The following is a 23149-nucleotide window of genomic DNA, read 5'->3' on the forward strand; positions in this document are numbered from 1 at the left end:
GATTTAGATGGAAATCACCGGGCCAAGTGGGTCACTTCTGGATGGAAATCAACAGAGGTACGGGTAGCAGCCTTTCTGAACATCAGAAATTGCGGTGTGCTCGCATCGTAAGGTGCGATGAAAAGTCGGCTCTAGGCTGATCTGAGTCACTCACAGTTCTAGGCCCGAGCGGAGGCTCTCGCCAACACCGGTCACCTAGTACCGATGACTCGGCGGACAGGCGCCCGGCGAAAGTCCGGCGTTTATCGTCCTGCCGCCACTGCTACTACGCCTGTTTAACAACAACATATTTATGCAATAGGGGATACACATGGCAGGAGCAAATCGATCCAAGCTCGTACGAATCACCGTGCGCAACATCGGATGCATCGGCGACGACGGCGTAGAGATCGAACTAGACAATGTTGTTTGCCTGGTCGGCAAGAACAACGCAGGCAAGTCCACCATCCTGCGAGCCTACGAACTGGCCAAAGGTTCAGTCCAGTTTGATGAGAACAAGGACCGCTGCCTGCATGCGCCGTCGGACAAGCCCTCCGAAGTGATTCTGGAGGTTCATATCCCAGACAGCATTGGTAACGTCGATTCGCGGTGGAAGGAGGCGAAGGACGGGTTGCGAATCGTCAAGAGCCGCTGGCAATGGGCACCCGACAAGTATCAGAAGGTCCGCACAACTTGGGATCCGTCTGGAGGCGCCGACGCAAAGGGGGCGTGGGCTGAGGACGGCAAGGCCGGGGGCGCGGATCCAGTCTTCAATTCCAGGTTGCCCCGTGCGCTTCGCATCGGGTCGCTGGATGACGCAGCGAAGACCGAGGAGATGCTGCTCACCCTAGCGCTGGGTCCGCTGTTGGTCGGCCTAGAGAAGGAACGGATCGATCCGGCGTCCGCGCTTTCCCTCGCTCTTGCAAGCGTCACGACGCGAGTCAAATCACTAAGCGGCGTGCACGAGAAGCACTTCAACGGCATATCAGGCCGAGTGGCACAAGGGTTCAAGCGGGTGTTCCCGCGCCTGGACGTGAAACTGAACGTCGCGGCGAGTCCGATCGTGCCCAAGCTCGCCGACCTCCTCAAAACGGGCTCAAGTCTTATCGTCCAGGATGGAAAGACGCAGACGTCGCTCCACCAGCAGGGAACCGGCGCACGGCGCGCGCTCTTCTGGTCCATGCTCCAGGTCCACAACGAGTTGTCACGCGACAACGAGGTCCGGCAGGAGTACAGGAAGCGGCTGGAGAAGGAACTGGAAGCAGCCCGGGTGAAGCGCAAGAAGGAGGCGGACAAGGGACCGGGGAAAGCCAAGGAAGCTGATCTGCAGGCCTACGACAAGATCATCGCGGAATCCACCTCACGCCTGAAAGCTCACGACGAAGACGGCAACATTCCCGACAGCGAGGACGACCCAGCGTTTCCGGGCTACTTACTGTTGATCGATGAGCCGGAGAACGCGTTGCACCCAATGGCTGCAAGGGCTGCGCAACGCCACCTGTACGAACTGGCGAAACATCCCGACTGGCAAGTCATCATGACCACCCATTCGCCCCACTTCGTCAACCCGTTCGAGGATCACACGACCATCATTCGCCTTGAACGCGAGAGTGAAGATGACGATGCGCCGATGGCGCCTAAGACCTATCGTTCGGACGAAATTGAATTCGAGTTCCAAGACGACGACAAGCAGCGCCTGCAGGCCCTCCAGCACATCGACCCGAGCTTCTCCGAAGTGTTCTTCGGCTCCTACCCCGTGCTCGTCGAGGGAGACACGGAGCATGCTGCCTTCATGTCGTCCATCATTGAGCGTGGGCACGGACTCATGGACGAGGTGACAGTCATCCGCGCTAGGGGCAAAGCCATTCTGGTGCCGCTTATAAAGGTCATGACCCACTTCAAGATTGACTTCGGCATCGTGCACGATGTAGACCCGCCATACAAATCGAACGGGCACCGCAACGGCATGTGGACCGAGAACGGCAAAATCCGCGAGGCAGTGCTCAAGGCCCGAAAGGCTGGCCTGGCCGCCCGGCACAGGATCAGCGTGCCCGACTTCGAGCGCTTCCTCGGCGGTGAGGAGGAGGAGTCCAAGGACAAGCCGCTGAACACCTATCTGACGGTGGCCAAGGACGATGCCATGGCGCTGCGAGTCCAGGCCCTAATGGCGGACTTGCAGGACTCAGACCAGTACGAGCCATTCGCTGACGGCGCGCTGGGTACCGGCGACTACCTGACCTGGTTGGGCATCAAGATCAAGGACTGGGCCGAGGCGAACGGACAGGCAAACCATATCCGCTTCAAGGGACCTGCTGCAGCACCGGCAACAGGAGCTGCTTCGCCCACCTCTGACTCAGCGCTACCGGAGGGAGGCTGATTGACCTTCGCGAGTCTCCGATACCCGGCATATCCGGTAGCCCTGCAGCGTGTGATCTCGCGCAACCTGCGCTCGTTCTTGACGCAGTCCTGCGACTTCGTAGACGCGCAGGTCTGAACCGTGGCTCAAAAAAAGGGAATAGGCGTGAAAGCCAGAAAGTCGATCGCTGTACCGGAACTGCCTGCGAATATGAGCGACATGGCACGAGCGGCACTCCAAGAGCTGGAGCCCGCCGGGCCTCCGCGTTCGCCTGAGGAAGGACGAGGGCTGATGTTGTCGGCGCGAACGGAGGCCGGTCGAGGCCTTCCGCCCTACTACCTTGTCAGACCGCAATCGCTGCAAAGCCGCCCCTAGGCGCAAAAGCCCGCCACTGCCATCGCCCGCACCATCAAGTCTTCGCCACAAGATCCGCCCGCACACGCCGCCCTCACCAAGCAGAGTGTCAGCCAGCGATTGCCGCAGGAAAAAAACCAGCACCGGTATCCGAGTTCTGCCTGCACCCCCCGCGCGACACACCGGGCTATGCTCCCCGACCACATGCCGCGACAGAACGCCTCCCCCTCTTCTCTCCCGCACCAAGCCAAGTCAGCCCTGGCCGCCCTGTGCCTCGCCAGCGCCTGCGCGCCGGCACTCGCCGCCCCAGGCTGCCTCGACACCGCGCTCCAATCCCCCTCCCCCGCACGCGCCCTTGCCATGGCCACCTTCGCCATGCAGGAGCACGAAGCCTTCGGCGGGCAGACGATGGATGCCGAGGGCCGCATGACGACGGACGGCGACTCCGAGGCCGAGGACACGCGCCGCACCGTGCCAGGCCTTGCGCCCTGGGAGCGGGTGGTCGGCTACTGGCAGGCGGTCGATCCGCTGTTGCCTTCGCGAGTGCGCTACGGCGGGCTGCGGCCGGCCTACCGGCAGTTGCTGATGCAGTCGCTGAACGAGGCTTCGGCCGCGCGCCTCCAGGGCATGGGCGTGGGGCCCGACGAGGGGCTGGACTCGCCGGAGCTGCGCGCGGTCGATGTCGCATTGAAGCGGGTCGCGGTGATCGACACGCCGTGGTCGGCGGCCTTCATCAGCTGGCTCGCGCGGCAGGCGGGGCTGGCGGGAGACGAGTTCGTCTTCTCCGAAGCGCACGTGGACTACGCGGGTGCCGCGTGGCAGGCAGGCATCGAGGAGCAGGCCGGGCGCCCGACGCGCTACGCCCTGCGTGCCTGCGACCTGACGCGCACGCCGCCTCGCGTGGGCGATCTGGTCTGCCAGGCGCGCGGCGCTGGCGCGGACCTCGACACTTTCGACAAGATCGGCGAGGTGCTGGCGACGCGGCCCACCGGCGGCGATGCGCTGCCGATGCATTGCGATGTGGTGGTGGCCGTCGATGCGACGGGCTTCGACACGATTGGCGGCAACGTGCTGCAGTCGGTCACGCGGCGCCGGCTGGACTTTGCGCCGGGCACGCGCTGGCTGGACCCGAGCTATCTGCCCGAGGGATGCACGCCCGGCGCGGCGGGCTGCATCGACCGCCACATGAGCCGGCAGCCGTGGTCGCTGCTGCTTCAGTGGCGCTGATCGAGAAACAAAAAAAGCGCGCCGCTTACTTGTAGTACGCCTCGACCTTGCCCTTGAGCTTGAGCAGCAGGGGCTTGCCCTTGCGATCAAGCGTCTTGCCGGCGGGCACCTTGATCCAGCCTTCGCTGATGCAGTATTCCTCGACGTCGAGGCGCTCCTTGCCGTTGAATCGGATGCCGATGTCGCCTTCGAAGGCGGCCGCCAGGTGGTGGGGGCTGCGCGGATCGGAAGACAGGTGGTCGGGAAGGGGCGGGAGGGAAGAAGAAGAAGAAGAAGGAGTGGGAGTGGCTTCGGTCATGGCGCGTGATGATAGGGGCTCCGGCCGGCCCCTACCCCCGCGGCACTCTAACGACGCTTTTTCTTTCCGTGCCTCGGCGGCGGCTTGGGGCCGAAGCCGAGCGCGGCGCGGGCCAGTGCGTCGGCCTCGCCGTTGCGGTGGCGCGGAATCCATTGCACACGCGCCTGGGCGAAGCTGCCGAGCAGCGCGCGGGCATCGTCGAACAGCGGGGCCATGCGCTCGATGGGTCTGGCGCCCGGCGCGGCGAGCTGCTCGACCAGCGTGCTGTTGTCGCTGTAGGCCAGCACGGCGGTGGCGCCCTTGTCGCGCAATGCGTGGAGCGCGGCGGTCAGCGCCAGCAGCTCGGCCTCGTTGTTGCAGCCGATGGCGTGCGTCGCCTGCGACAGCGTGTGCCGGCTGCCGTCGGGCGCGGTGATGACTGCGCCGATGCCCATGCGGCCCGGGTTGGGCATGGCGCTGCCGTCGCAGTGAACCACCCACGGGAGCCCCGTGGCCACGGAACCGTCGCCGCTCATTCGCTCTTCTTGTTCAGCAGTTGTTGCGCTTGATGCCGGCCAGGTTCTGGCAGGGCCGCTGGCCGGGCGGCGGACCGGGGTCGACCGCATGCGGGGGCCGCGGCCTGCGGATCGGGCGTGCGCCGTCGTAGTAGGGGTCGTAGTACGGATCGGGGCTCAACACGACGACGCCCGGTGGCTCCGCCGCCGGCTGCGGCTGCGTCTCTGCGGGGAAGCGCGGGATGATGGCCGGCCCCGAGGGCGGGTTGCTCGCCACCCGGCTGGGCGGCGAGGATGGCGGCGGAGACGGCGGCGCGGAGCGCTGCGGCGTGGACGAAGAGTCGCGGCGCGCCGGGTCGGGCGGCGGCGATTCGAGGATAGGCACCTGCCGGGCCTGCTTGCTGCCTGCCGGGCATTCGACGTTGGTGTAAGAGACGGCGCCGCTGGCATCGGTGCAGCGGATCACTTCCGCGCGGGCACCGCCGGGGGACGCCGCCGCGGCCACGGCAAGGATCGCCGGAATGAGGAGTGCCAATGCGCGCATCGCGCCACTGTAGCCGCAGCGGGGCCGCAGCGCACCTGCGGCATGATCGCGTCATGGACAACAGCCCCCCGCTCCCCCTCGTCATCGTCAAGGTCGGAGGCACCTTCGACGCGCTGCGCGCCCGCCGTGGCGACTTCGAACACTGGGTTGCCGACGGACTCGGCACGCAGACGCTTCCCATCCTGGTGATCGACCCGCGCCGCGGCGACACCCTGCCCGACCCCGTCCAGGTGGCCGGCGTGGTCGTCACCGGCTCGCATGCGATGGTGTCGCACCGCGAACCGTGGAGCGAAACCACGGCCGCGTGGCTCGCGAAGGCGGTGGCGCTCGACACGCCGGTGCTCGGCATCTGCTACGGGCACCAGTTGCTGGCGCATGCGCTCGGCGGCGAGGCCGGCAACCACCCGGGCGGCGCGGAGGTCGGCACGGTGACGGTGTCGCTCACCGAGGCAGCCGCCACCGACCCGCTGCTGGGCGGCCTGCCCGCGCAGTTTCCGGCCAACGCGGTGCACTGGCAGAGCGCGCTGCGCCTGCCCGAAGGCGCGGTGCCGCTGGCCGCCAGCGCGCATGAGCCGGTGCATGCCTTTCGCGCAGGCAAGCATGCCTGGGGCGTGCAGTTCCATCCGGAATTCGACGCCGAGGCGATGCGCGGCTACATCGACAACCTGCGCGGCGAACTGACCGCCATGGGCGCCGACCCGCAAGCGCTGCGCAACGGCGTGAGCGAGACCGGCGCGGCCGCCAGCCTGCTCGGCCGCTTTGCGCGGATCGCCGAGGCGCGCCAGGGCGTTTGAGCCCGATCGGGGTCCATCGCGGCCCTCTGTAGCCGTCGGACCGCGACTACAAGGGGCGCCCGGCGCTTGGGTTAAGGTGCGGTCCATTCGCCCATCGCTCCACACCTTTCCATGACCACTCCCTCGCCCGCGCCGGCTCGCAAGCATTTTTCGATGATCCGGGAATTCCACCTGGCCGACGTCTTCACGCTCGGCAATGCGGCATGCGGGGTGGGCGCGGTTTTCCTGGCAATGGCCTTCATGGCCAGCCAGTCGCTCCCGCAGTTCCTGTGGGCGGCGGCGCTGGCGCCCGCGGCATTCATCTTCGACGTGTTCGACGGGCGCATCGCGCGCTGGCGGCAGACGCAGTCGGCCCTGGGCCGCGAACTCGACTCGCTGGCCGACATCATTTCCTTCGGCGTGGCGCCGGCCGCGCTGGGCTTTGCGGCGGGGCTGAACGGCGGCTGGGACTGCGTGCTGCTGATCTATTTCGTCGGCTGCGGCGTGAGCCGGCTCGCGCGCTACAACGTGACGGCCGAGGCGCTGTCCGCCGGCGCCGACAAGGTGAAGTATTTCGAGGGCACGCCCATTCCCACCAGCGTGGTGCTGGTGGCCGTGCTGGCCTATGCCGCGTGGCAGGGCAGCATCGGTGCCTCGGTATGGGGCGGCGCCTGGACCATCGGCCCGTGGCAGCTGCATCCGCTGGTGCTGATGTTCGCGCTCTCGGGCACGCTGATGATCAGCAAGACCCTGCGCATTCCGAAGTTCTGAGTTCCGCCAGACCAAGGAGACACCGCGATGACCATGAAGCTTTATTTCGACCCGCAAAGCCGCTCGCAGGTCGCCAAATGGATGCTCGACGAGACCGGCGCGCCCTATGAGATCGTGACCACGCTCATCCGCGAGAAGGCGCACAAGAAGCCCGAGTACCTGAAGATCAACCCGGCGGGCAAGCTGCCCGCGCTGGTGGACGGCCGCGCGCGCGTGTTCGAGAACGCGGCCATCTGCATGTACCTGGCCGAGAAGTTTCCCGGCAAGCGGCTGGCACCGCCTGTCGGCTCGGTCGACCGGGGGCGCTACCTGTCGCTGATGGTCTATTCGACCTCGCAGCTCGAGCCGGCGATGGGCGACAGCCTCTTGAAGATCCGCAGCAACAACAGCGCCCGCGGCTGGACCGACTTCGAGACCGCCAAGGATGCGGTCGAGCGCGAACTCGGCGACGGGCCCTACCTGTTCGGCTCGCAGTTCACGGCGGCCGACGTGATGATCGGCTCCATGTTCATCTGGCACCGCGCATTCGGCGGCCGCTCGAACCGCCCGAAGATCGACGCCTACATCAACCGGCTGCAGGCCCGCCCCAAGGGCATGAAATTCGGCTGAATACGGCGCGGCATGCCGCGCTGGTGACATCGCGCGGCAAAGGCTCGTCCTTTAATCGGCTTGCTTGTTCCATTCCAACAATAGAGACGCCCGCATGACATCGAAGAACGCCACGCCCTCCCGTTTTGCGCTCACTGCCCTTTCCATGGGCCTGGCCGCCCTGCTCGCCGCCTGCGCGAGCACGCCGCCGCCCGGCGGGCGCAGCGTGACCATCGAACGCACCACCTTCGGCATCGCGCACATCACCGCGCCCGACTACGAAGGGCTTGCGTACGGCAGCGCCTATGCGCATGCGCAGGACAACGTCTGCCAGACCGCCGAACACCTGCTCACGCTGCGCGGCGACCGCTCGCAGTTCCTGGGCCCGCAGAACACCGGCGACCTGGGCCTGGGCCGCGCGCCGAATGCGCAGATCGACCTGTTCATCCGCTATCACATGGACGACGCGGCCCTGGCGCGCGCGGGCGCCACCACCAGCCCCGACGTGCAGGCGGCGCTGCGCGGCTACGTGGCCGGCTACAACCGCTATTTGCAGGATGCCGGCGCGAATGGCCTGCCCGCCGAATGCCGCGGCAAGCCCTGGGTGCGGCCGATGACGGCGGCCGACTTGTCGCGCGCCACCGAGATGTCGATGATCCAGGGCGGCCTGGGCGCGCTGGCCGGCGCGGTGCTGGCCGCAGTGCCGCCCGCCCCCGGCGCCAGGACGAGCGCCGCGCCGGTCGCGCTGAAGGAAGCCGTCGCCGAAATCGGCCGCCACAGCTTCAACGCCAATCCCGAGGGCGGCGAACTCGGCTCCAACGGCTGGGCGTTCGGGCGCAACGCCACGCCGGACGGCCGCGGCCTGCTGCTGGGCAACCCGCACTTCCCCTGGACCGGCACCAACCGCTTCTGGGAAATGCACCTGACCATTCCCGGCAAGGTCGACGTGATGGGCGCCACCGGCGGCCTGAGCCCGGTGGTGGCCATCGGCTTCAACAAGGACGTGGCCTGGACGCACACCGTGTCGACGGGCAAGCGCTTCACGCTGTACGAGCTGAAGCTCGACCCCAGCGACCCGACGGTGTACCTGGTCGACGGCCAGCCGAAGAAGATGGTGGCGCGCACCGTGGTGCTGCCGGCCGCGGCAACGGGCGGCAGCGCCGCGCCGCTGCAGCACACCTTCTATTCGACCGACTGGGGCCCGGTGATCTCGCTGCCGCGCGCCGGCCTGGGCTGGACCGCGCAGAAGGCCTACGCCATCCGCGACGCCAACACGCTGAACGTGCGCTCGGCCGAGAGCTGGATGAAGATGGCCCAGGCCCGCAACGTGGCCGAGCTGCGCGCCGCCATGGGCAACCAGGGCATGCCGTGGATCAACACCATCGCCGCCGACCGCGACGGCAACGCCATGTACGCCGACCTGTCGGTGGTGCCCGACGTGTCGGCCGACATGCTCAAGGCCTGCGCGCCCTCGCCCGCCGCCGCCGCGCTGCTCAATGCGGCCGGGCTGCCGGTGCTCGACGGTTCGCGCAGCGCCTGCGCCTGGAACCGCGACAGCGCGGCCGCCGCGCCCGGCGTCATCGCGCCGGCCCGCATGCCGGTGGTCATCACGCCGGACTACGTGCAGAACAGCAACGACAGCTTCTGGCTCAGCAACCCCGAGACCGCGCCGATGGCGGGCGTCTCGCCGCTGGTAGGCCCCGTGGGCGTGCCGCAGCGGTTGCGCACGCGCAGCGCCATCATGGAAATCCGGGGCCGCCTGGCGGGCAGCGACGGCCTGCCCGGCAACCGCATGGGCGCGGCCGAGCTGCGCAGCGTGATCTTCCGCGACAAGAACCTCGCCGGCATGCTGGTGATGGACGACCTGCAGGCCGCCTGCCGGGCCAGTGCCGGCACGCTGAATACCGACCAGGCCCTCGGCTGCCGCGTGCTGTCGGCCTGGGACCGCACCAGCAATGCCGATTCGAAGGGCGCGGCGCTGTTCCGCGAGTTCTGGCGCAAGACCAAGGACGTACCGAAGGTCTGGCGCGTGCCCTTCGACCCCACCCAACCCGTGGCGACGCCGGTCGGGCTCGACATGGCCGCGCCCGCCACGCGCGACGCGGTGTTCAAGGCGCTGGGCGAGGCGGTCGGCATCTTGCGCACCGCCGGCTTCGCAGCCGACGTGCCGCTGGGCGTGCCGCAATCGCGCCTGGTGCGCGGCCAGAAGATCGCGCTGCATGGCGGCGACGAGTTCGAGGGCGTGCTCAACAAGCTGGAGTCGCAGGGCCAGTCGCTGATCGACCCGAAGGGCTACAACGTCAACTACGGCAGCAGCTACATGCAGGTCGTGACCTTCGACGCCAACGGCCCCGTCGCCCAGGGCCTGCTGACCTACGGCCAGAGCAGCGACCCGGCCTCGCCGCGCGCCTACGACCAGCTGCCGCTGTTCGCGGCCAAGCAGTGGCACCCGCTGCCGTTCCACCCCGCCGACGTGCGGGCACAGCGCGAGGGCGCGCCGCTGCAGCTCGCGTACTGACATCATTTCGTCCATGCCGCAACAGACTTCCCCTTCCCACACCGCCGCGGGCGGGCTCGACGAGCTGATCCGCATCGCGGCGGCGCAGCCGCTCTCGCCGGCCTGCGACCATTTCTACTTCCTGCGCCACGGCCAGACCGGGCGCAATGCGCAGCGCATCTTCCAGGCGCCGGACGAGCCGCTGAGCGAACTCGGCCTGCAGCAGGCGGCACGCGCCGCCGGGCTGCTGGCGGGCGAGCCGATCCGCACCATCGTCTGCAGCGATGCGCGGCGCGCCTTCGACACCGCGAACACGGTGGCCGCCGCGCTGCGGCTGGCGCCCACGGCGCACGAAGCGCTGCGCGAGCGCAATTTCGGCGCGTTGATCGGCACTTCGTCGGCCAACATCGACTGGGCCTGCGAGCCCGAGGGCGGCGAGACGCTCACGCAGTTCGTCGTGCGCAAGCGCGCCGCGCTCGACGCAGCCCTGCGCCAGCCCGCCCCGGTACTGGTGGTGGCGCACGGCGGCACGCTGTACGCCCTGGCCGCGCTGCTGGGCGTGCCGGTCGATTTCAAGCTCCTGGGCAATGCGCAGCCATTGCGTTTCGAACGCAGCGGCCCCACATGGGCCGTGACGCCGCTGCGGCGGCATGCAGACACAGACGGCGAGGCGGCCCTGGCCTAGCACCCCGCGAAGCGCCCCGAGCCATACCAGCCGTCCATACAACGAACCGCCACACACCATGGAATTCAAGGACTACTACAGCGCTCTGGGCATCGACCGCACCGCGTCCGACGACGAGGTGCGCAAGGCCTATCGCAAGCTCGCCCGCAAGTACCACCCCGACGTCAGCAAGGAGCCCGACGCCGAGAAGCGCATGCGCGACATCAACGAGGCCAAGGACGTACTGGGCGACAAGGAAAAACGCGCCGCCTACGACGCGCTGGCCGAGCGCGTCGCGCGCGGCGGCAGCCCCGACGGCCACTTCCAGCCGCCGCCGGGCTGGGACGAAGGCTTCGAGTTCCACCGCGGCCCCAACCAGGGCCCCGCGGACCACGCCGACTTCAGCGAGTTCTTCTCTTCGCTCTTCGGAGAGGCCGAGCGGCGCGGCGCCACGCGCAAGAACTACAAGGCGCGCGGCGAAGACCACCACGCGGCCATCGAGATCGCCCTCGAAGACGCTCTCAACGGCGCCGAGCGCGAGATCACGCTGCGCGCGCAGACGCTCGACGCGCAGGGCCATCCCCATTGGGAGAACCGCACGCTCAGCGTGAAGATTCCGCCGGGCGTGCACCCGGGCCAGTTCATCCGCCTCGCGGGGCAAGGCATGCCCGGCCACGGCGGCGAGCCGCCGGGCGACCTGTACCTCGAAGTGCGCATCGCGCCGCACAAGCTGTACCGCGTGGAAGAGCGCGACCTGTACATGACGCTGCCCGTCACGCCCGCCGAGGCGGCGCTGGGCGCGCAAGTGCAGGTGCCGACGCCGACCGGCGGCCTGGTCGAGGTGACCGTGCCCCGCAATGCGCGCGGCGGCATGAAGCTGCGGCTCAAGGGCCGGGGCCTCGCGGGGAAGACGCCCGGCGACCTGTACCTGCTGATCGAAATCGCGCTGCCGCCCGCCGACAGCGACGATGCCCGCAAGGCCTACGAGCAGCTGGCGCAAGCCACGGCATCGTTCAACCCACGCCAGCATCTGGGAGTCTGAGCATGGTGAATTTCACACTCACGACCGCCACCGCCATCAGCGCCTCGCAGCCGCTCGCGGCCAGCGACCTGGCGCATGCCGTGGGCGCCGACACCGCATGGGTGGTGCAACTGGTGGAGGTCGGCATCCTTCGCATCGAAACGCCCGAGACACAGCCCGAGCGCTGGCAGTTTTCGAGCACCGACCTGCAATACGCACTCGAGGCGCGCCGGCTGGAACGCGACTTCGGCGTGGGGCTGGACGCGGCGGCGCTGATCCTCGACCTGCAGCACGAAGTGCGGCGGCTGAAGGCGATGCTGCACGCGCACAGGCTGGGCTAGGCGGGCGGGATGAGCCAACAGCCCCCGAAAATCCGATGCGCCTGGGCCCAGACCGACCCGCTCCTGGCCGCCTACCACGACGCCGAATGGGGCGTGCCCGAGCACGACAGCCGCGCGCTGTGGGAGAAGCTCATGCTCGACGGCTTCCAGGCCGGCCTGTCGTGGCTCACCATCCTGCGCAAGCGCGAAGCCTTCCGCAAAGCCTTCAAGGGCTTCGTGCCCGAGAAGATCGTCAAGTTCACCGAAGCCGACATCGAACGGCTCATGCAGGACGCCGGCATCGTGCGCTCGCGCTCGAAGATCGAGGCCACCATCGGCAACGCGCGCGCCTACCTCGCCATGCAGGCGGCGGGCGAAGACTTCTCTGAATTCATCTGGGGCATGGCGGGCGGCAAGCCCATCGTGAACCGCACCGGAAGCGTGCCTGTGAAGACGCCGCTGTCGGAGGAAATCTCCGCCGCACTGAAAAAGCGCGGCTTCAAGTTCGTCGGGCCGGTGATCGTCTACGCATGGATGCAGGCCACCGGCATCGTCGACGACCATGCCGCGGACTGCCACAGGCACGGCGCCAGGCACAAAGCCGGGCCCCAATGAAAAAACCGGACGCTGCTTTCGCAGGTCCGGTTTTCATTGGCTTGTGACCGAAGCGGCTTGCGCCGCCTTCATCGATTACAGGCCGGCTTGGCGCGTGAAGCTCAGGCTCTTGGCTTGAGCGGGGATCACGCTGCCGGCGAAGGTTTCGGGGCGCAGGTTCTGGCCGGGTGCGTGTGCAGCGGCGACGGCCTGGCTACGAACGGTGGCGCGGTCGACGGAAGCGGCCAGGACCGGGGTTGCGGTCGATGCGGCGCCTTCGTTGTCGCCGTAGGCGTTGCCGGCACGGGCGGCTGCCACGGCTTGGGGCGCCACGTCGGCGCGGCTGTAGCCGGAGGTCAGGGGCTGCACGCCTTCGTAGGTTTCTGCGTGGGCGCCAGCGGCGGCGAGCAGGGACAGAGCGGCGGCGGCGAGGATGTTCGAGGTCTTCATTTCAATTTCCTTCTTCATTGGGCTTTTGAGTGCCTCAAGTGTGCACCACGATTCCTAGGGAAAACCCTATTCAATCGAACCGCAGTGTTCATGAAATTGAAACAATGACGAGGAACTTTCTGACGCCGCTAACTCAATTGCCCTTTCATGCGCTGGAAACGTGCCGATCTGCCTATCCGCTCACGGCTCGACAAGCTGCACGCACATTGCGTGCCAGTTGCTAGTCTTCCTTCATGCCCGTGGCCTTGACCACGCCGCCAAGCCGCACGCGCTCTTCGTCGACGAACTTGGTGAAGCTCGCCCGCGTGCCGCCGATGGGCTCGATGCCCATGCCCTTCAGGCGCTCGACCGTGGCCGGGGCCTTCATCGCGGCGTCGACGGCCGCGGCCATCTTGTCCAGGATGGCGTCGGGCGTGCCGCGCGGCGCATGCACGCCGGCCCAGTGGGCGATGCGGATTTCGGGGAAGCCCTCTTCCGCCGCCGTGGGCAGGTCGGGGTACGCCGAAATGCGCTGCGTCCAGGTGCCGGCCAGCGCCTTCAGCTTGCCGCTCTTCACATAGGGCAGCACCACGATGCTGGCTTCCGAGGTGGCCTCGACCTGGCTGCCGAGCACCGCGGTGATCGACTCCGAGCCGCTCTTGTAGGGCACCACGTCGAGCTTGCTGCCGTACTTCGTCTCGAGAATGCCTTCGACGAAATGCGGCGTGCTGCCCGTGCCCGCGGTGGCCCAGTGGAAGCCGCCGCCGGACTTCTTGGAGGCCGCGACGAACTCCTTCAAGTCTTTGTAGGGCGCATTGGCCGGCACCACGATGACCGAAGGCGCCAGACCGATCATCGCAACCGGCACCAGCGCATCGTCCTTGTACGGCATGCTCTTCTTGATCATGCTGTTCGACACCACGCCGGCCGCGCTCACGAGAAAGGTGTAGCCGTCAGGGGCGCTCTTGGCGACCACGTCGGCTCCCAGGATCGCGCCCGCGCCGGGCTTGTTGTCGACGATGACCGGCTGGCCGAGCTGCTTCGACGCGCCCTCGGCCGCCGCGCGCGCCATCAGGTCGTTGGCGCCGCCAGCGGAAAAGGGAACGACCAGCCGGATCGGCTTGGTGGGCCATGCCTGGGCGGCGGCGCCCTGTGCGATCACCGACACGGCAAGCCCGATGGCCAGCGAAACAATGCGGATGGGAAACATGAGTGAGGTCTCCTGTGTTGTTGTGGGATCTGAGGAAGAAGGATCGAACCCGGGACGCCGGGCGTTTTCATGATGCCACGCGCCTCCGGATATGCGACGGCGACCGCCGGGGGCCGCCCCTGCGGCAACGCGGGTGCTGCGCTCAGGAGCGCGGCCAGCCACGTATCAGCGTGCGCAGCGCCACCCCGCCGCTGCCCTTGACCTCGGCGCGGTAGGTGCCCACCAGCGCCTCGCGCTCGGCCGCCGCCTGCGGCTCGTTGCGCCAGGCCAGCAAGGCGGCCACGTCTTCGTCGGGCGACGCGGCCAGCAGCGCCTGCGTGACCTGCTTTTCGAACTCGCGCGCCACGATCATCAGGTTGCGCGGGCGCGTCGAGGTCACGCCGCGCGACCACAGGGTGTCCAGCGCCATGTCGAGCGTGCTGTCGGGCAAGGCGCTGAGCTGGCCGCCGTTGCCGCGCGCCAGTTGCTTGACAACCGCGCTCATCAGCAGCTGGCTCGAGAAATCGATTTCGCGCACGTCGCCCACGGCCATGCGTTCGAGCAGTTCGGTGCGCACCGGGTCGGCCGGCTTGGCGCGTTCGCGGCTGAAGAACTCGGCCTTGCCGGCCTCGCTCATGGCGGCGTAGTCGGCGCGCAGCTTCGCGAAGCGGGCGACGGCGGCCAGCACCTGGGGGCTGGGCGCGGCACCGCCGTTGCCGGCCGATGCCACTTCCTGATGGATCGCGGCCACGGAAGCCTTGGCGCTGAATGCGCGGCTGGCGGCGGCGTCGAGTGCCTTCAGGGCCTTGTCGGCGATGGCCTGGTCGTCGGGCTCCAGCAGCTCGCGCGCACCGCGCGCCACCGCGCCCGGCGCATACGAAGCCTGGTAGCGCGCCTGCACGCCTTCGAACTGCAGCAGCGCTTCCGCGCGGTTTTGCGCCCACCCCATCAAGGGGGCCAGCAGCAACGCAAGCAACAGGAGGAAACGGGTCGGGAAAAGTCGGTTCGAAGAAAGCATGGCGCCATTATTGGCACGCCCGCATTTCCCCTCCCTTGGCCGCTCAGAACAGGCTTGCGCCGATGTTGATGAGCAGCGCAAGCACCGTCGTGTTGAACAGGTACGCGAGGATGCAGTGCACCGAGCCGATGCGCCGCAGGGGCTTCGACACGAAGGACACGTCCGCCGTCTGCCCCGAAGTGCCGATCACTGCCGAGAAGTAGAAGAAGTCGCCATAGGTCGGCACCTCGTCATCGGGAAACTGCAGCCCGGGCTTGCGCCCCTTGCTGACTGCGGCGTAGTAGTCGTGCGCATAGTGCAGCGTGAACATCATCTGCGTGAAGGCCCACGACGACATCACCGTGAGCCCGGCCAGCGCGATGTGCGCGATCTTCTCGAAGCCGTGCATGTCCTTCACCACGGCCAGCTCCCCGCCGATGGCCGCGAGGCTCGCGATGGCTGACACCACCACCAGCACCAGGATGACGATCTGCCCCTCGTCCTGCAGCTGCGCCCGGTAGCGCATGTGCTGCGGCGAAGACCGGATCATCATCGTCGCGGCCAGCGCCACGTAGAGGCATGCGCCGGTGTTCCATGCGATGAGCAGCCGCGTGACCAGGTGGGCCTCGATGGCCGACGGCAGCAGGATGCCGACCGCGATGGCGATGGCCGCGGCAATGAAGAGCCGCGGCCGCGCGACCAGCGGGCGAAGAAGTGGGTGTCTTGAAGTTTTCATGTGGATCCGCAGAACGCCGTCGAGGATACGGCGCGCGCGCCGAACTGGCGACTGCGGGCGAACTTCATCCACGCCCCAGGTTCATCTCATGGAAAACCTCGCAGGTGCAGGCAAGCTGATCAGGGCCGTCCGGATTTGCCGGTCCGGTCGGCCGAACCGCGTGAGCCGTCGAGCATGTCGGGCGCGAACATCGGATTGCCCTGGTGCGGCTCGATGTGCGAGAGGTTCTCCTCCACCGGCAACAGGCCGCCGAAGTCGGTGGCCGCGAAATCGGCGTCCACGTGCACGCCGTGCTCGTCGCGTCGCACGAGGCCGCGGCTCTCCAGGTCGCGAATGGTCTTGTTGACCACCTCGCGCGAAAGGCCGGAGTAAGAGGCGATCACCGACTGGGTGATGCGCTTGTCGTAGCCGCCGGTCACGGCCGGGGCGAGCTGGGTCAGCTGGTGCAGCACGCGGCTGACCAGGTCTTCGGACGACAGCGCGGAAATGCGGCGCAGTTGCCCGCGAATGACCGACATGCGCTTCATGGCGAGACCCAGCAGGCCGATGGCCACTTCCGGGTACTGGCCGCACAGCTTGCGCACGGCCGCCACGGGCACGAGGTAGACCGAAGACGGCAAGGCCGCGACGAGCGTCTGCATGGCCTGGTAGCGGTCTTCGGCGAATGAGGGGCTGAGAAAGAAATCGTCCTGGCGAATGAAGTCGGTGGTGACGTCGCCGCCGTCTTCGCGGCCGTGCGCGACCACGCGCAAGAGGCCGCTCGCCACACAGTAGATGCGGTCCGTCCATTCGTCGGCGTTGAGCACGACGTCGTTGCGCCGGTACGAGCGCAACTCGCTGCACTGGACCAGCGCCGCGCGCTCGGCGGGCGGCACTTTGGCTATGAGGGGATGCAGATACATGGCTGAAGGTTTTCCTGGCGAGAGGGCAAGCCGGAAGCGATGCGGATCGATCCGGAACCGGCATACGGGATTGCCCAACCCGGCATGGCCCCGCCCTTGGGGCCTGCGACGCCGGACCGCGCAAGCGGCCCGGGCGGACAAGAAGCCCCGGCGAGGGAAATCCCGCCGGGGCTGGAGCGGCAACCCTTAGCGGGCCGACGCGATCGTGGACACGGCGGAGTTGCCCACCGCCGTGGCGGTGACCTGGTTACCCGCGGCGCGCAGGGTGCTGCCGTTGGTCGCACCCGTCACGCCCACGCCGTAGTTCACACCAGTGGCCGTCGCGACGATGGCGCCGCTGTTGGTCTGGTAGTTGCCGATGGCGGCGGTCGGGCGACCGGCGGCCGGTGCCGTCACGGTCAGCGTGTTGGTCGCGCTGTTGCCGTACGCCTGCGCGGCCACGGTGTTGCCCGTGACAGCCGCCGTGCCGTTGGTCAGGCCCGGCACGGTGCCCACGGCCTGGCCGTTGAGCGCGACCTGGTAGGTCCCCGTGGCGTTCGACGTCACCGCACCCGAGTTGCCCTGGGTGTTCAGCACGGCGGCCGTGGCCTGCGTGGTACCCAGCGTGCTGCCGGCCGTACCGGCGGTCGAGGTGCCGTAGCTGCTGCCGGCCGCGACGTTCAGCGCGTTGGTGGCCGCGTTGCCGCGAGCCAGCGACGTGGTGCTGTTGCCGTCGATCGTCACGCCGCTGTTCAGCGCCGCGGCCGAGGCCGGTGCGGTGCCGTTCAGCTGGAACGTGGCCGAGGTGGTGGCGTTGGACGCCACTGCCGCGGAGCTGCTCTGCGTGTTGACCAGGCCGGCGTTGGCGCCTTGCAGCGCCGCACCGTTCAGGGCCACGCTGTTGTCGGCGCGGTTGGCGGAAGCTTCGGCTGCGGTGCTGTTGCCGGTCACGGTCACGCTGCTGTTCGCCAGGCCCGCGGTGGCGGCTGCCACCTGGTCCTGGTTGTACAGGCGCGTGCTGGCCGTGCTGCTCACGCTGGTGGAGGCAACCTGGTTGTTGTTCAGCACATGGTCGCCGGTGGCGGTGGCCGGGTTCAGGGTCGCGTTGACGGCGGCGCCGACGGGCGTCACGTTGGTGCCGGTGACGGCCAGCGTGTTGGTCACGTCGTTGATCACGCCGAGCGACACGTTCTTGTTGCCCGAAAGAGCAACCGACGAGTTCGACACCGCACCCGGTGCGTACAGCTCGAGTGCCGAGCCGGCCGACACTGCAGCCGCGCTGCTCTGCTGCGACGCCAGCGCCGTGGTGGCCTGCACGCTGTTGCCGCTCAGTGCCACGCTGTTGGCCGCCGTGTTGGCGACCGCGCTGCCGCGCTGGCTGTTGTTCGACACGCTCAGGGTCGAGCCCGAGATGGCCGCGCCCGCAGTTGTGTCGATGGCATAGGTGCCGAACACGCTGGTCGTGAGACTTGCGCCTTCGTTCACCTGCTGCACGTTCGACAGCGCATGGTCGGCCTGCGCACCGGTGCCGGAGCCCAGCGGCAGCGTGCCCGCCGTTGCCACGGTGGCGCCGTTGCCCGCAGCGATGTTGCCGCCGGTGACGGACACGCTGTTGGTGGCGGTGTTGCCGGTGACCGCGCCGTTGGCGGTGTTGCCGTTGACGCTCAGCTGCGAGTTGGTGACCGCGCCGGCCACGGCGACGGTGACGCCGCCCTGGTTCGCGACGGCTGCCGTTGCGGGCGTGCCGGGGATGGTGGCCGAGAACGGGGCTGTGCCGCCGCTGTTGATAGCGACGAACGACGACAGCGGAATCGTGCCGAGAAGCGTGGCCGGGCCGCTGATGTTGCCGCCGGTGATGGTCCAGCCGTTGGCCGTCAGATAGTTGATCTGTGCAGTCGTCAGGCCCAACGTCGCCACCGTCAGCGTACCGCCCGTCAAGGTCACCTGGCTGTCCGCGACGTTGCCGATCAGACCACTGCCGGTTGCATTGAAATTGAACGGCGCTGCCGGCGTACCGGGGCTACCCGGGATGCCCGCCAACCCGATCAGCGCATTCACGTCGGCACTGGTGCCTTGCGAGTTCTGCAGCGCGCCCGAGGTGGCGATGGTGGTGCCGGCAAGCGTCAGGCCGTTGGTGGCGCTGTTGCTCGTTGCGGCGGCGCTGGAGCTGTTGCCGTTGGACGCGACCGTGGAGCCAGTGACCGAGCCGCCGATGTCCGTGCGCACCTGTGCGGCGAGTGGCGAAGCCGGGTTCGTGGTCGTGTCACGCTGGGTGGCGGTGACGGAGCCCGAGCCGGTCTGCACGTTCTGCACGCTGAACGAAGCATCGGTGATCAGCTGCCCGACGTTCGACACGGCGCCCTGGCGAACACCTGCGGTGCTTGCGGTGGACAGCGAATTGCCCGTCACCGACAGCGTGTTGCCGCTCGCGCGGTTGCCGTAGGCCAGCGCCTGGATCTGGTTGGTCGACGTCGATACCGAGGAGTTCGCAAGGTTGTCCTCGATGCTCGTGTTCACCACCGAGCCACCGGACGCGGCTGCCTCGACGGCACCGGCCGCGTTCTGCACGCTGGTCACGTTCGCCACCGACGAGAAGCCGATGGTCGTCACGCCGGTGCCCAGCGCGAGCTTCGCGCCGTTGGCCACGTCGTTGCCGTAGGCCGCGCCGACGAAGGCGTTGCCTTCGTTGGTGACGGTGCCGCGCGTGACGTTGCCTTCAACCAGCACTTGCAGTGCGCTCACCGGCAGGATCTGCGCGGTGCCCGATGCGCTGGCCGTCACGTCGCCGAGCGCCGACTGGCTGCTCAGCACGCCGTAGCCGGCGATGACGTTGTTGCCGGCAGCGAACACGACCGAAGCGGGTCCACCCGCCGCAGCCACGTTGGCGCCGTTGGCCGCAACGTTCAGAGTGTTGGATGCCGAATTGGCGTAGCCGACAGCGCGCTGCAGGTTGTTGGTCAGCGCCACGCTGGTGTCGGTCGAATGCGTGCCGAGGTACGCGGTGGCCGTGGCACCGACGAGTTCGGCCTGCACCGGCGAGTTGCCGTCGACGACCTGCACATTGGCCACGCCGGCACCCGAGCCCACGCTGGTGCCGGTCAGCGACAGCGCATTGCCCGCGCTGTTGCCGACAGCCACTGCTTCCTGGGTGTTGCCGTTGACCGCGAAGGCACTCGCCTTGATGGTGTCGCCGCCGGTGCCGCGCGAATCGGCGCTCAGGCCGAGGACGGAGAGAGCGTTCGTGGCGCTGACCGCGGCGCCGTAGTTGCCTTGCAGGTTCGACACCGTTGCCGCGCCGTTGGCGTTCACGTTGCCGTCGGGCGTACTGCCGCCGTTGAGGAATGCGGTCCCGACCAGGGGCATTGCATTCGCTTCGAGCGACAGGTTCTGGCTCACGCTGCTGCCATAAGCGGTGGCCGCGATGCGGTTGTTGCCCACGGTCAGCGTGCTGGCGTTGTTGGTGCCGTTCTCGGAACCGGAGATCACGCCGACAGCCGACGGGCCGGTGCTGGCTTCCACGCTGGCGCGGTAGTTGCTCTGCTGGCTGGCCAGCGCGGCGGTGGCTGCAAATGCAGCCGCGTTATTTCCGCTGGCAATGGCGCTGGAAGCCGCGTTGCCGGTGGCTGCCGAGGTCACGCTGTTGCCCGACAGATTGACCGAGCCGTTGTCGATCGACTGCACCGCGGCACCGATGAACGTGCCCTGCGTCTGGCTGGAAAGCGAGACGCCGACATTGCCCTGGCTGTTGAGAATCGCCAGGTCGGCCGCCACGACGTTCGACAAGGCGCCACCGTTGAAGCTTGCGTTGTTGAAGCCCGGGCCGCCGGAGCCGGTGACGGACATGCCGTCGCCCAGCACGATCCGGTTGCCCGCCACGCCCGCCGCGCCCAGCGACTCATTGCCGGTGGCCGCGCTCGACACGGTGTTGCCCTGGACCGAGAGACCGCCCGTCAGGGTGTTGGTGACGCCCGGGGCGTTGCCGGCCACGGTCGCGCCGATGGTCGTGCCTTCGGTGACAGCGCTGTGGGTCACGCCGACGCCGGCAGCCTGGTTCAGCTGCAGGTTCGACACGACGGCCGAGCCGACGAACGTGGGCGCGCCGCCGGGCTGGATGCTGGCCGTGCTGGTCGCGGCGTTGCCCTTGAGAGTGGCCGAGACGGTGTTGTTGTCGAGCACCGGACCGGCAGTCACGGTGGCGGTGGCGGGCGAGGTCAGGCTCAGCGTGACCTCGTTCTCGCCGGCCGTCGCGCTGGAGGCGGCGCCCGTGCCCATCTGCGCCGAGGTGATGGCGATGCTGCCTTGCGCGGTGGCGGAGTTGCCGCCGGGCGTGTAGCTGATGCTCGTGATGCCTGCCGTCCCGGAGGTGTAGTCGTTCGGCACCGTGCCGGCGATCGTCGAGGAGCCGCTGTTCAGCGTGGTGCTGGCCGCGATGGTGTTGGCCGTGTTCGAAGCGCTGCCGCTGGTGAAGCCGGTCAGGTCGACCTTCACGACGTTGTTGTTGGCGGTGCTCGACACCACGCCGCTGTTGGTCTGCACGCCGAGCGAAGCCGAGCCTTCGGCGCTCGAGTCGGGAGCGGTGCCGGTCAGCGACAGGTCGATCGCGTTGGTGAAGGTGTTGCCGATGGCGGTGGGCTTGACCTGGTTGTTGGTCGTCGTGTTGCTGGTGCCGGCCTGCGGGCCGACCACGGTGACGCCGGTCGTCGTGTCCGAGGTGTCGGCGGAAACACCGACGGTGTTGCCCTGCACGCTCTGCACGGTCTTGTGGCCCGTGACCGTCACTGTGGACGGGGTGCCGAAGCTCACATCGGCGGCTTGCGCGCCGCTGCCCATCAGCATGGCGAGCACTGCAAGGCCGACGCTGCCGAGCGCCGGGGTGCCGGCGCCGTGATTCTTGCGATTCTTCTTCATGGATTTTCCTTTTTGGATCGGATGACTGACTCGATCCCGAAGGGGACCGATCTGGAAACGTGATGCGTTGTGGTGGTGGTGGTGCGGTTGGGGACTCGGTGTCGGTTACTTCCCTCCGGTTGCGTTCTCCTCGCGGACCGTGCGGGCCGGTCCACCCCTCCCCGCGCCCTGCACGCGGAGCTTGGCGATCTCCTGCAGGCCGGGACCGTCGCGATGGATCGACGTGTCCGCCTTGTCAGGCCGCCATGTGACGTTGATGCCGCCGGGGGCGATCCCGCGCGACGCGAGCGCGGACGTGACCACGCCGATGCGCTGGTCGGTCAACATGTCGCGCTTGCCGGCGTCCCAGTTCTCGGTGTCGCGTGCCACGAGCACGACTTCGGTCGCGCCCTTGGCGGCGGCCGCGGCGATCTGGTCGAGCAGGTTCAGCGTGCCGCCCGTGAGCGCGGCGGCGCCGAACTCGAACGGGATCTGCACGCTGGAGCCCGACAGGCTGGCGCCGGTCTGGCTGGCCGCGTTGACGGCCTCGCCCTGCTGCACCGGCGTGCCGGCCGAATCGACCAGCGGGTTGGCGACCCTGCGCAGCTTCTCGGCCGGCACCATCTGCAGCTGGTCGTTCATGCGCATGCCCAGGCAAGGCTCGGGGTCGACCTTGGAGACGGCGGCCACCAGGCGCACCACGCCTTCTTCGAGCGCGGCACGCACGCCCATCTGCACGGGTTCCTGCCCCTTGGCGCCGACGTCGATGTCGTACAGCTTGCTGCCGAAGAAGCGGAAGACGTTGAAGCCGACCTCGTAGCCGTTGAACTGCTTGGTCAGGCTGATGGTCTTGACGATCATCAGCGTCTTGGTGTCGACGATGCGCAGGTCCACGCCCACCGACTGGCTGAAGGTGCGCGCCTTGATGCCCACCTGGTTCACCGCGACCTCGGCGCCGCCGGAGTTGATGTTGTAGTTGAGCTCGGTGATGCCGCCGACGATGAAGTAGTCGGACTTGTTGATGGAACCCCCGAAGTACGGCAGCCACGGCACCACCTGCCCGCCGTTGGGGCCGGCGAGCTGGTGCGTGCGGCCGTCGCCGAGCTGGCGGCGGTCGGCATAGCCGAGCTCGCGTTCGGCGATGACGGGGTCGAAGCGCTCGGCCACCTGCACCGCGCCGCCGAGCTTGCCGAGTGCCGAATACACCATCAGCGCGCCGCCCTGCGTGATGGCGTTGCCTTCGTTGATGCTGTACTTGCCGGTGTAGTCCTTCACGTCGCCCACGGTGATGACGATGGGCGGGCGCTGCATGGCGGCCACGTGGTCGCCGAAGCAGGCGAGCACGGGCTCCATCGGCGTGATGTTCTCGCGCACGGCGGGGCCGAGGACGATGGGCGCCTCTTTCGGCGCAAGCTGCTGCTGCGGCGCGGTCACGCAACCGGCCAGGCTCATGACGGCGGCTGCCGCCAGCAGGCCGCGCGACGCGGCCGTTTTCTTGACGCGCGGCAATGCGCGGATCGACTCGAACGTGATCATTCTTTCTTCTTCCC

At 68.1% G+C, this 23149-nt stretch carries 20 protein-coding genes; 10 read left to right on the plus strand and 10 right to left on the minus strand.

The window, feature by feature from the left end:
* Window positions 1-310: 310 nt before the first annotated feature.
* Together QRN67_RS14465 and QRN67_RS14470 are read left to right on the plus strand one after the other, a co-directional pair.
* Window positions 311-2356 (plus strand): ATP-dependent nuclease, encoded by a 2046-nt coding sequence (locus tag QRN67_RS14465; protein WP_285412299.1) that lies wholly within the window; start codon window positions 311-313, stop codon window positions 2354-2356.
* 693 nt (window positions 2357-3049) lie between these two features.
* A complete protein-coding gene (locus tag QRN67_RS14470; RefSeq protein WP_285412301.1) occupies window positions 3050-3916 on the plus strand; it encodes a DUF2272 domain-containing protein in 867 nt (288 codons plus the stop codon).
* 25 nt (window positions 3917-3941) lie between these two features.
* On the opposite strand, the gene QRN67_RS14475 is transcribed toward QRN67_RS14470, so the two are convergent.
* From QRN67_RS14475 to QRN67_RS14485, 3 genes are read right to left on the minus strand one after another with little or no spacing between them, the layout of a single operon-like run.
* The gene (locus QRN67_RS14475; protein WP_285412302.1) at window positions 3942-4214 is read right to left on the minus strand and encodes a DUF3297 family protein; all 273 of its coding nucleotides are present in this window, start codon (window positions 4212-4214) and stop codon (window positions 3942-3944) included.
* A 47-nt stretch (window positions 4215-4261) separates the two neighbouring features.
* Window positions 4262-4729 carry a ribonuclease HI family protein gene (locus tag QRN67_RS14480; RefSeq protein ID WP_285412303.1) on the minus strand — a complete coding sequence of 156 codons (468 nt, stop codon included), beginning with the start codon at window positions 4727-4729 and terminating at the stop codon, window positions 4262-4264.
* Between the two features lie 13 nt (window positions 4730-4742).
* Window positions 4743-5252, minus strand: coding sequence for a hypothetical protein (locus QRN67_RS14485; protein ID WP_285412304.1), 510 nt, complete (start codon window positions 5250-5252; stop codon window positions 4743-4745).
* Window positions 5253-5305: 53 nt separating this feature from the next.
* On the opposite strand from QRN67_RS14485, the gene QRN67_RS14490 reads away from it, so the two are divergent.
* From QRN67_RS14490 to QRN67_RS14525, 8 genes are all read left to right on the plus strand, one after another.
* Window positions 5306-6046, plus strand: coding sequence for a glutamine amidotransferase (locus QRN67_RS14490; protein WP_285412305.1), 741 nt, complete (start codon window positions 5306-5308; stop codon window positions 6044-6046).
* Window positions 6047-6157: 111 nt separating this feature from the next.
* Complete coding sequence (locus QRN67_RS14495) at window positions 6158-6796, plus strand: CDP-alcohol phosphatidyltransferase family protein (protein ID WP_081266687.1); 639 nt, start codon at window positions 6158-6160, stop codon at window positions 6794-6796.
* Between the two features lie 27 nt (window positions 6797-6823).
* Window positions 6824-7405, plus strand: coding sequence for a glutathione S-transferase family protein (locus QRN67_RS14500; protein WP_285412306.1), 582 nt, complete (start codon window positions 6824-6826; stop codon window positions 7403-7405).
* A 94-nt stretch (window positions 7406-7499) separates the two neighbouring features.
* Window positions 7500-9902, plus strand: a complete 2403-nt coding sequence (locus QRN67_RS14505) for an acylase (protein ID WP_285412308.1) — start codon at window positions 7500-7502, stop codon at window positions 9900-9902.
* 13 nt (window positions 9903-9915) lie between these two features.
* Complete coding sequence (locus QRN67_RS14510) at window positions 9916-10566, plus strand: histidine phosphatase family protein (RefSeq protein WP_285412310.1); 651 nt, start codon at window positions 9916-9918, stop codon at window positions 10564-10566.
* A 58-nt stretch (window positions 10567-10624) separates the two neighbouring features.
* The gene (locus QRN67_RS14515; protein ID WP_081266683.1) at window positions 10625-11587 is read left to right on the plus strand and encodes a DnaJ C-terminal domain-containing protein; all 963 of its coding nucleotides are present in this window, start codon (window positions 10625-10627) and stop codon (window positions 11585-11587) included.
* Window positions 11588-11589: 2 nt separating this feature from the next.
* Window positions 11590-11907 carry a chaperone modulator CbpM gene (locus QRN67_RS14520; RefSeq protein ID WP_081266682.1) on the plus strand — a complete coding sequence of 106 codons (318 nt, stop codon included), beginning with the start codon at window positions 11590-11592 and terminating at the stop codon, window positions 11905-11907.
* Between the two features lie 9 nt (window positions 11908-11916).
* The gene (locus QRN67_RS14525; protein ID WP_081266681.1) at window positions 11917-12501 is read left to right on the plus strand and encodes a DNA-3-methyladenine glycosylase I; all 585 of its coding nucleotides are present in this window, start codon (window positions 11917-11919) and stop codon (window positions 12499-12501) included.
* Between the two features lie 75 nt (window positions 12502-12576).
* On the opposite strand, the gene QRN67_RS14530 is transcribed toward QRN67_RS14525, so the two are convergent.
* The 7 genes from QRN67_RS14530 to QRN67_RS14560 form a co-directional block, all read right to left on the minus strand.
* Complete coding sequence (locus tag QRN67_RS14530; protein ID WP_081266769.1) at window positions 12577-12930, minus strand: alpha/beta hydrolase; 354 nt, start codon at window positions 12928-12930, stop codon at window positions 12577-12579.
* A 220-nt stretch (window positions 12931-13150) separates the two neighbouring features.
* Window positions 13151-14119, minus strand: a complete 969-nt coding sequence (locus QRN67_RS14535) for a Bug family tripartite tricarboxylate transporter substrate binding protein (RefSeq protein WP_106934930.1) — start codon at window positions 14117-14119, stop codon at window positions 13151-13153.
* Window positions 14120-14261: 142 nt separating this feature from the next.
* Window positions 14262-15116, minus strand: a complete 855-nt coding sequence (locus QRN67_RS14540; RefSeq protein ID WP_285412312.1) for a hypothetical protein — start codon at window positions 15114-15116, stop codon at window positions 14262-14264.
* A 43-nt stretch (window positions 15117-15159) separates the two neighbouring features.
* Window positions 15160-15831 carry a DUF1345 domain-containing protein gene (locus QRN67_RS14545; RefSeq protein ID WP_234382670.1) on the minus strand — a complete coding sequence of 224 codons (672 nt, stop codon included), beginning with the start codon at window positions 15829-15831 and terminating at the stop codon, window positions 15160-15162.
* 119 nt (window positions 15832-15950) lie between these two features.
* Window positions 15951-16733 (minus strand): Crp/Fnr family transcriptional regulator, encoded by a 783-nt coding sequence (locus QRN67_RS14550; RefSeq protein ID WP_285412313.1) that lies wholly within the window; start codon window positions 16731-16733, stop codon window positions 15951-15953.
* A 186-nt stretch (window positions 16734-16919) separates the two neighbouring features.
* Window positions 16920-21620: a beta strand repeat-containing protein gene (locus tag QRN67_RS14555; protein WP_285412314.1), complete on the minus strand. Its 4701-nt coding sequence runs from the start codon at window positions 21618-21620 to the stop codon at window positions 16920-16922.
* Between the two features lie 105 nt (window positions 21621-21725).
* Window positions 21726-23135 (minus strand): CsgG/HfaB family protein, encoded by a 1410-nt coding sequence (locus QRN67_RS14560; RefSeq protein ID WP_081266676.1) that lies wholly within the window; start codon window positions 23133-23135, stop codon window positions 21726-21728.
* Window positions 23136-23149 lie beyond the last annotated feature (14 nt).

It is taken from the genome of Variovorax sp. efr-133-TYG-130, assembly GCF_030208835.1.
Lineage (GTDB): Bacteria > Pseudomonadota > Gammaproteobacteria > Burkholderiales > Burkholderiaceae_C > Variovorax.

Coding starts and splice junctions, on each gene's coding strand:
- QRN67_RS14465 (WP_285412299.1), top strand. CDS start 311: ATGGCAGGAGCAAATCGATCCAAGCTCGTACGAATCACCGTGCGCAAC.
- QRN67_RS14470 (WP_285412301.1), top strand. CDS start 3,050: ATGGCCACCTTCGCCATGCAGGAGCACGAAGCCTTCGGCGGGCAGACG.
- QRN67_RS14475 (WP_285412302.1), bottom strand. CDS start 4,214: ATGACCGAAGCCACTCCCACTCCTTCTTCTTCTTCTTCTTCCCTCCCG.
- QRN67_RS14480 (WP_285412303.1), bottom strand. CDS start 4,729: ATGAGCGGCGACGGTTCCGTGGCCACGGGGCTCCCGTGGGTGGTTCAC.
- QRN67_RS14485 (WP_285412304.1), bottom strand. CDS start 5,252: ATGCGCGCATTGGCACTCCTCATTCCGGCGATCCTTGCCGTGGCCGCG.
- QRN67_RS14490 (WP_285412305.1), top strand. CDS start 5,306: ATGGACAACAGCCCCCCGCTCCCCCTCGTCATCGTCAAGGTCGGAGGC.
- QRN67_RS14495 (WP_081266687.1), top strand. CDS start 6,158: ATGACCACTCCCTCGCCCGCGCCGGCTCGCAAGCATTTTTCGATGATC.
- QRN67_RS14500 (WP_285412306.1), top strand. CDS start 6,824: ATGACCATGAAGCTTTATTTCGACCCGCAAAGCCGCTCGCAGGTCGCC.
- QRN67_RS14505 (WP_285412308.1), top strand. CDS start 7,500: ATGACATCGAAGAACGCCACGCCCTCCCGTTTTGCGCTCACTGCCCTT.
- QRN67_RS14510 (WP_285412310.1), top strand. CDS start 9,916: ATGCCGCAACAGACTTCCCCTTCCCACACCGCCGCGGGCGGGCTCGAC.
- QRN67_RS14515 (WP_081266683.1), top strand. CDS start 10,625: ATGGAATTCAAGGACTACTACAGCGCTCTGGGCATCGACCGCACCGCG.
- QRN67_RS14520 (WP_081266682.1), top strand. CDS start 11,590: ATGGTGAATTTCACACTCACGACCGCCACCGCCATCAGCGCCTCGCAG.
- QRN67_RS14525 (WP_081266681.1), top strand. CDS start 11,917: ATGAGCCAACAGCCCCCGAAAATCCGATGCGCCTGGGCCCAGACCGAC.
- QRN67_RS14530 (WP_081266769.1), bottom strand. CDS start 12,930: ATGAAGACCTCGAACATCCTCGCCGCCGCCGCTCTGTCCCTGCTCGCC.
- QRN67_RS14535 (WP_106934930.1), bottom strand. CDS start 14,119: ATGTTTCCCATCCGCATTGTTTCGCTGGCCATCGGGCTTGCCGTGTCG.
- QRN67_RS14540 (WP_285412312.1), bottom strand. CDS start 15,116: ATGCTTTCTTCGAACCGACTTTTCCCGACCCGTTTCCTCCTGTTGCTT.
- QRN67_RS14545 (WP_234382670.1), bottom strand. CDS start 15,831: ATGAAAACTTCAAGACACCCACTTCTTCGCCCGCTGGTCGCGCGGCCG.
- QRN67_RS14550 (WP_285412313.1), bottom strand. CDS start 16,733: ATGTATCTGCATCCCCTCATAGCCAAAGTGCCGCCCGCCGAGCGCGCG.
- QRN67_RS14555 (WP_285412314.1), bottom strand. CDS start 21,620: ATGAAGAAGAATCGCAAGAATCACGGCGCCGGCACCCCGGCGCTCGGC.
- QRN67_RS14560 (WP_081266676.1), bottom strand. CDS start 23,135: ATGATCACGTTCGAGTCGATCCGCGCATTGCCGCGCGTCAAGAAAACG.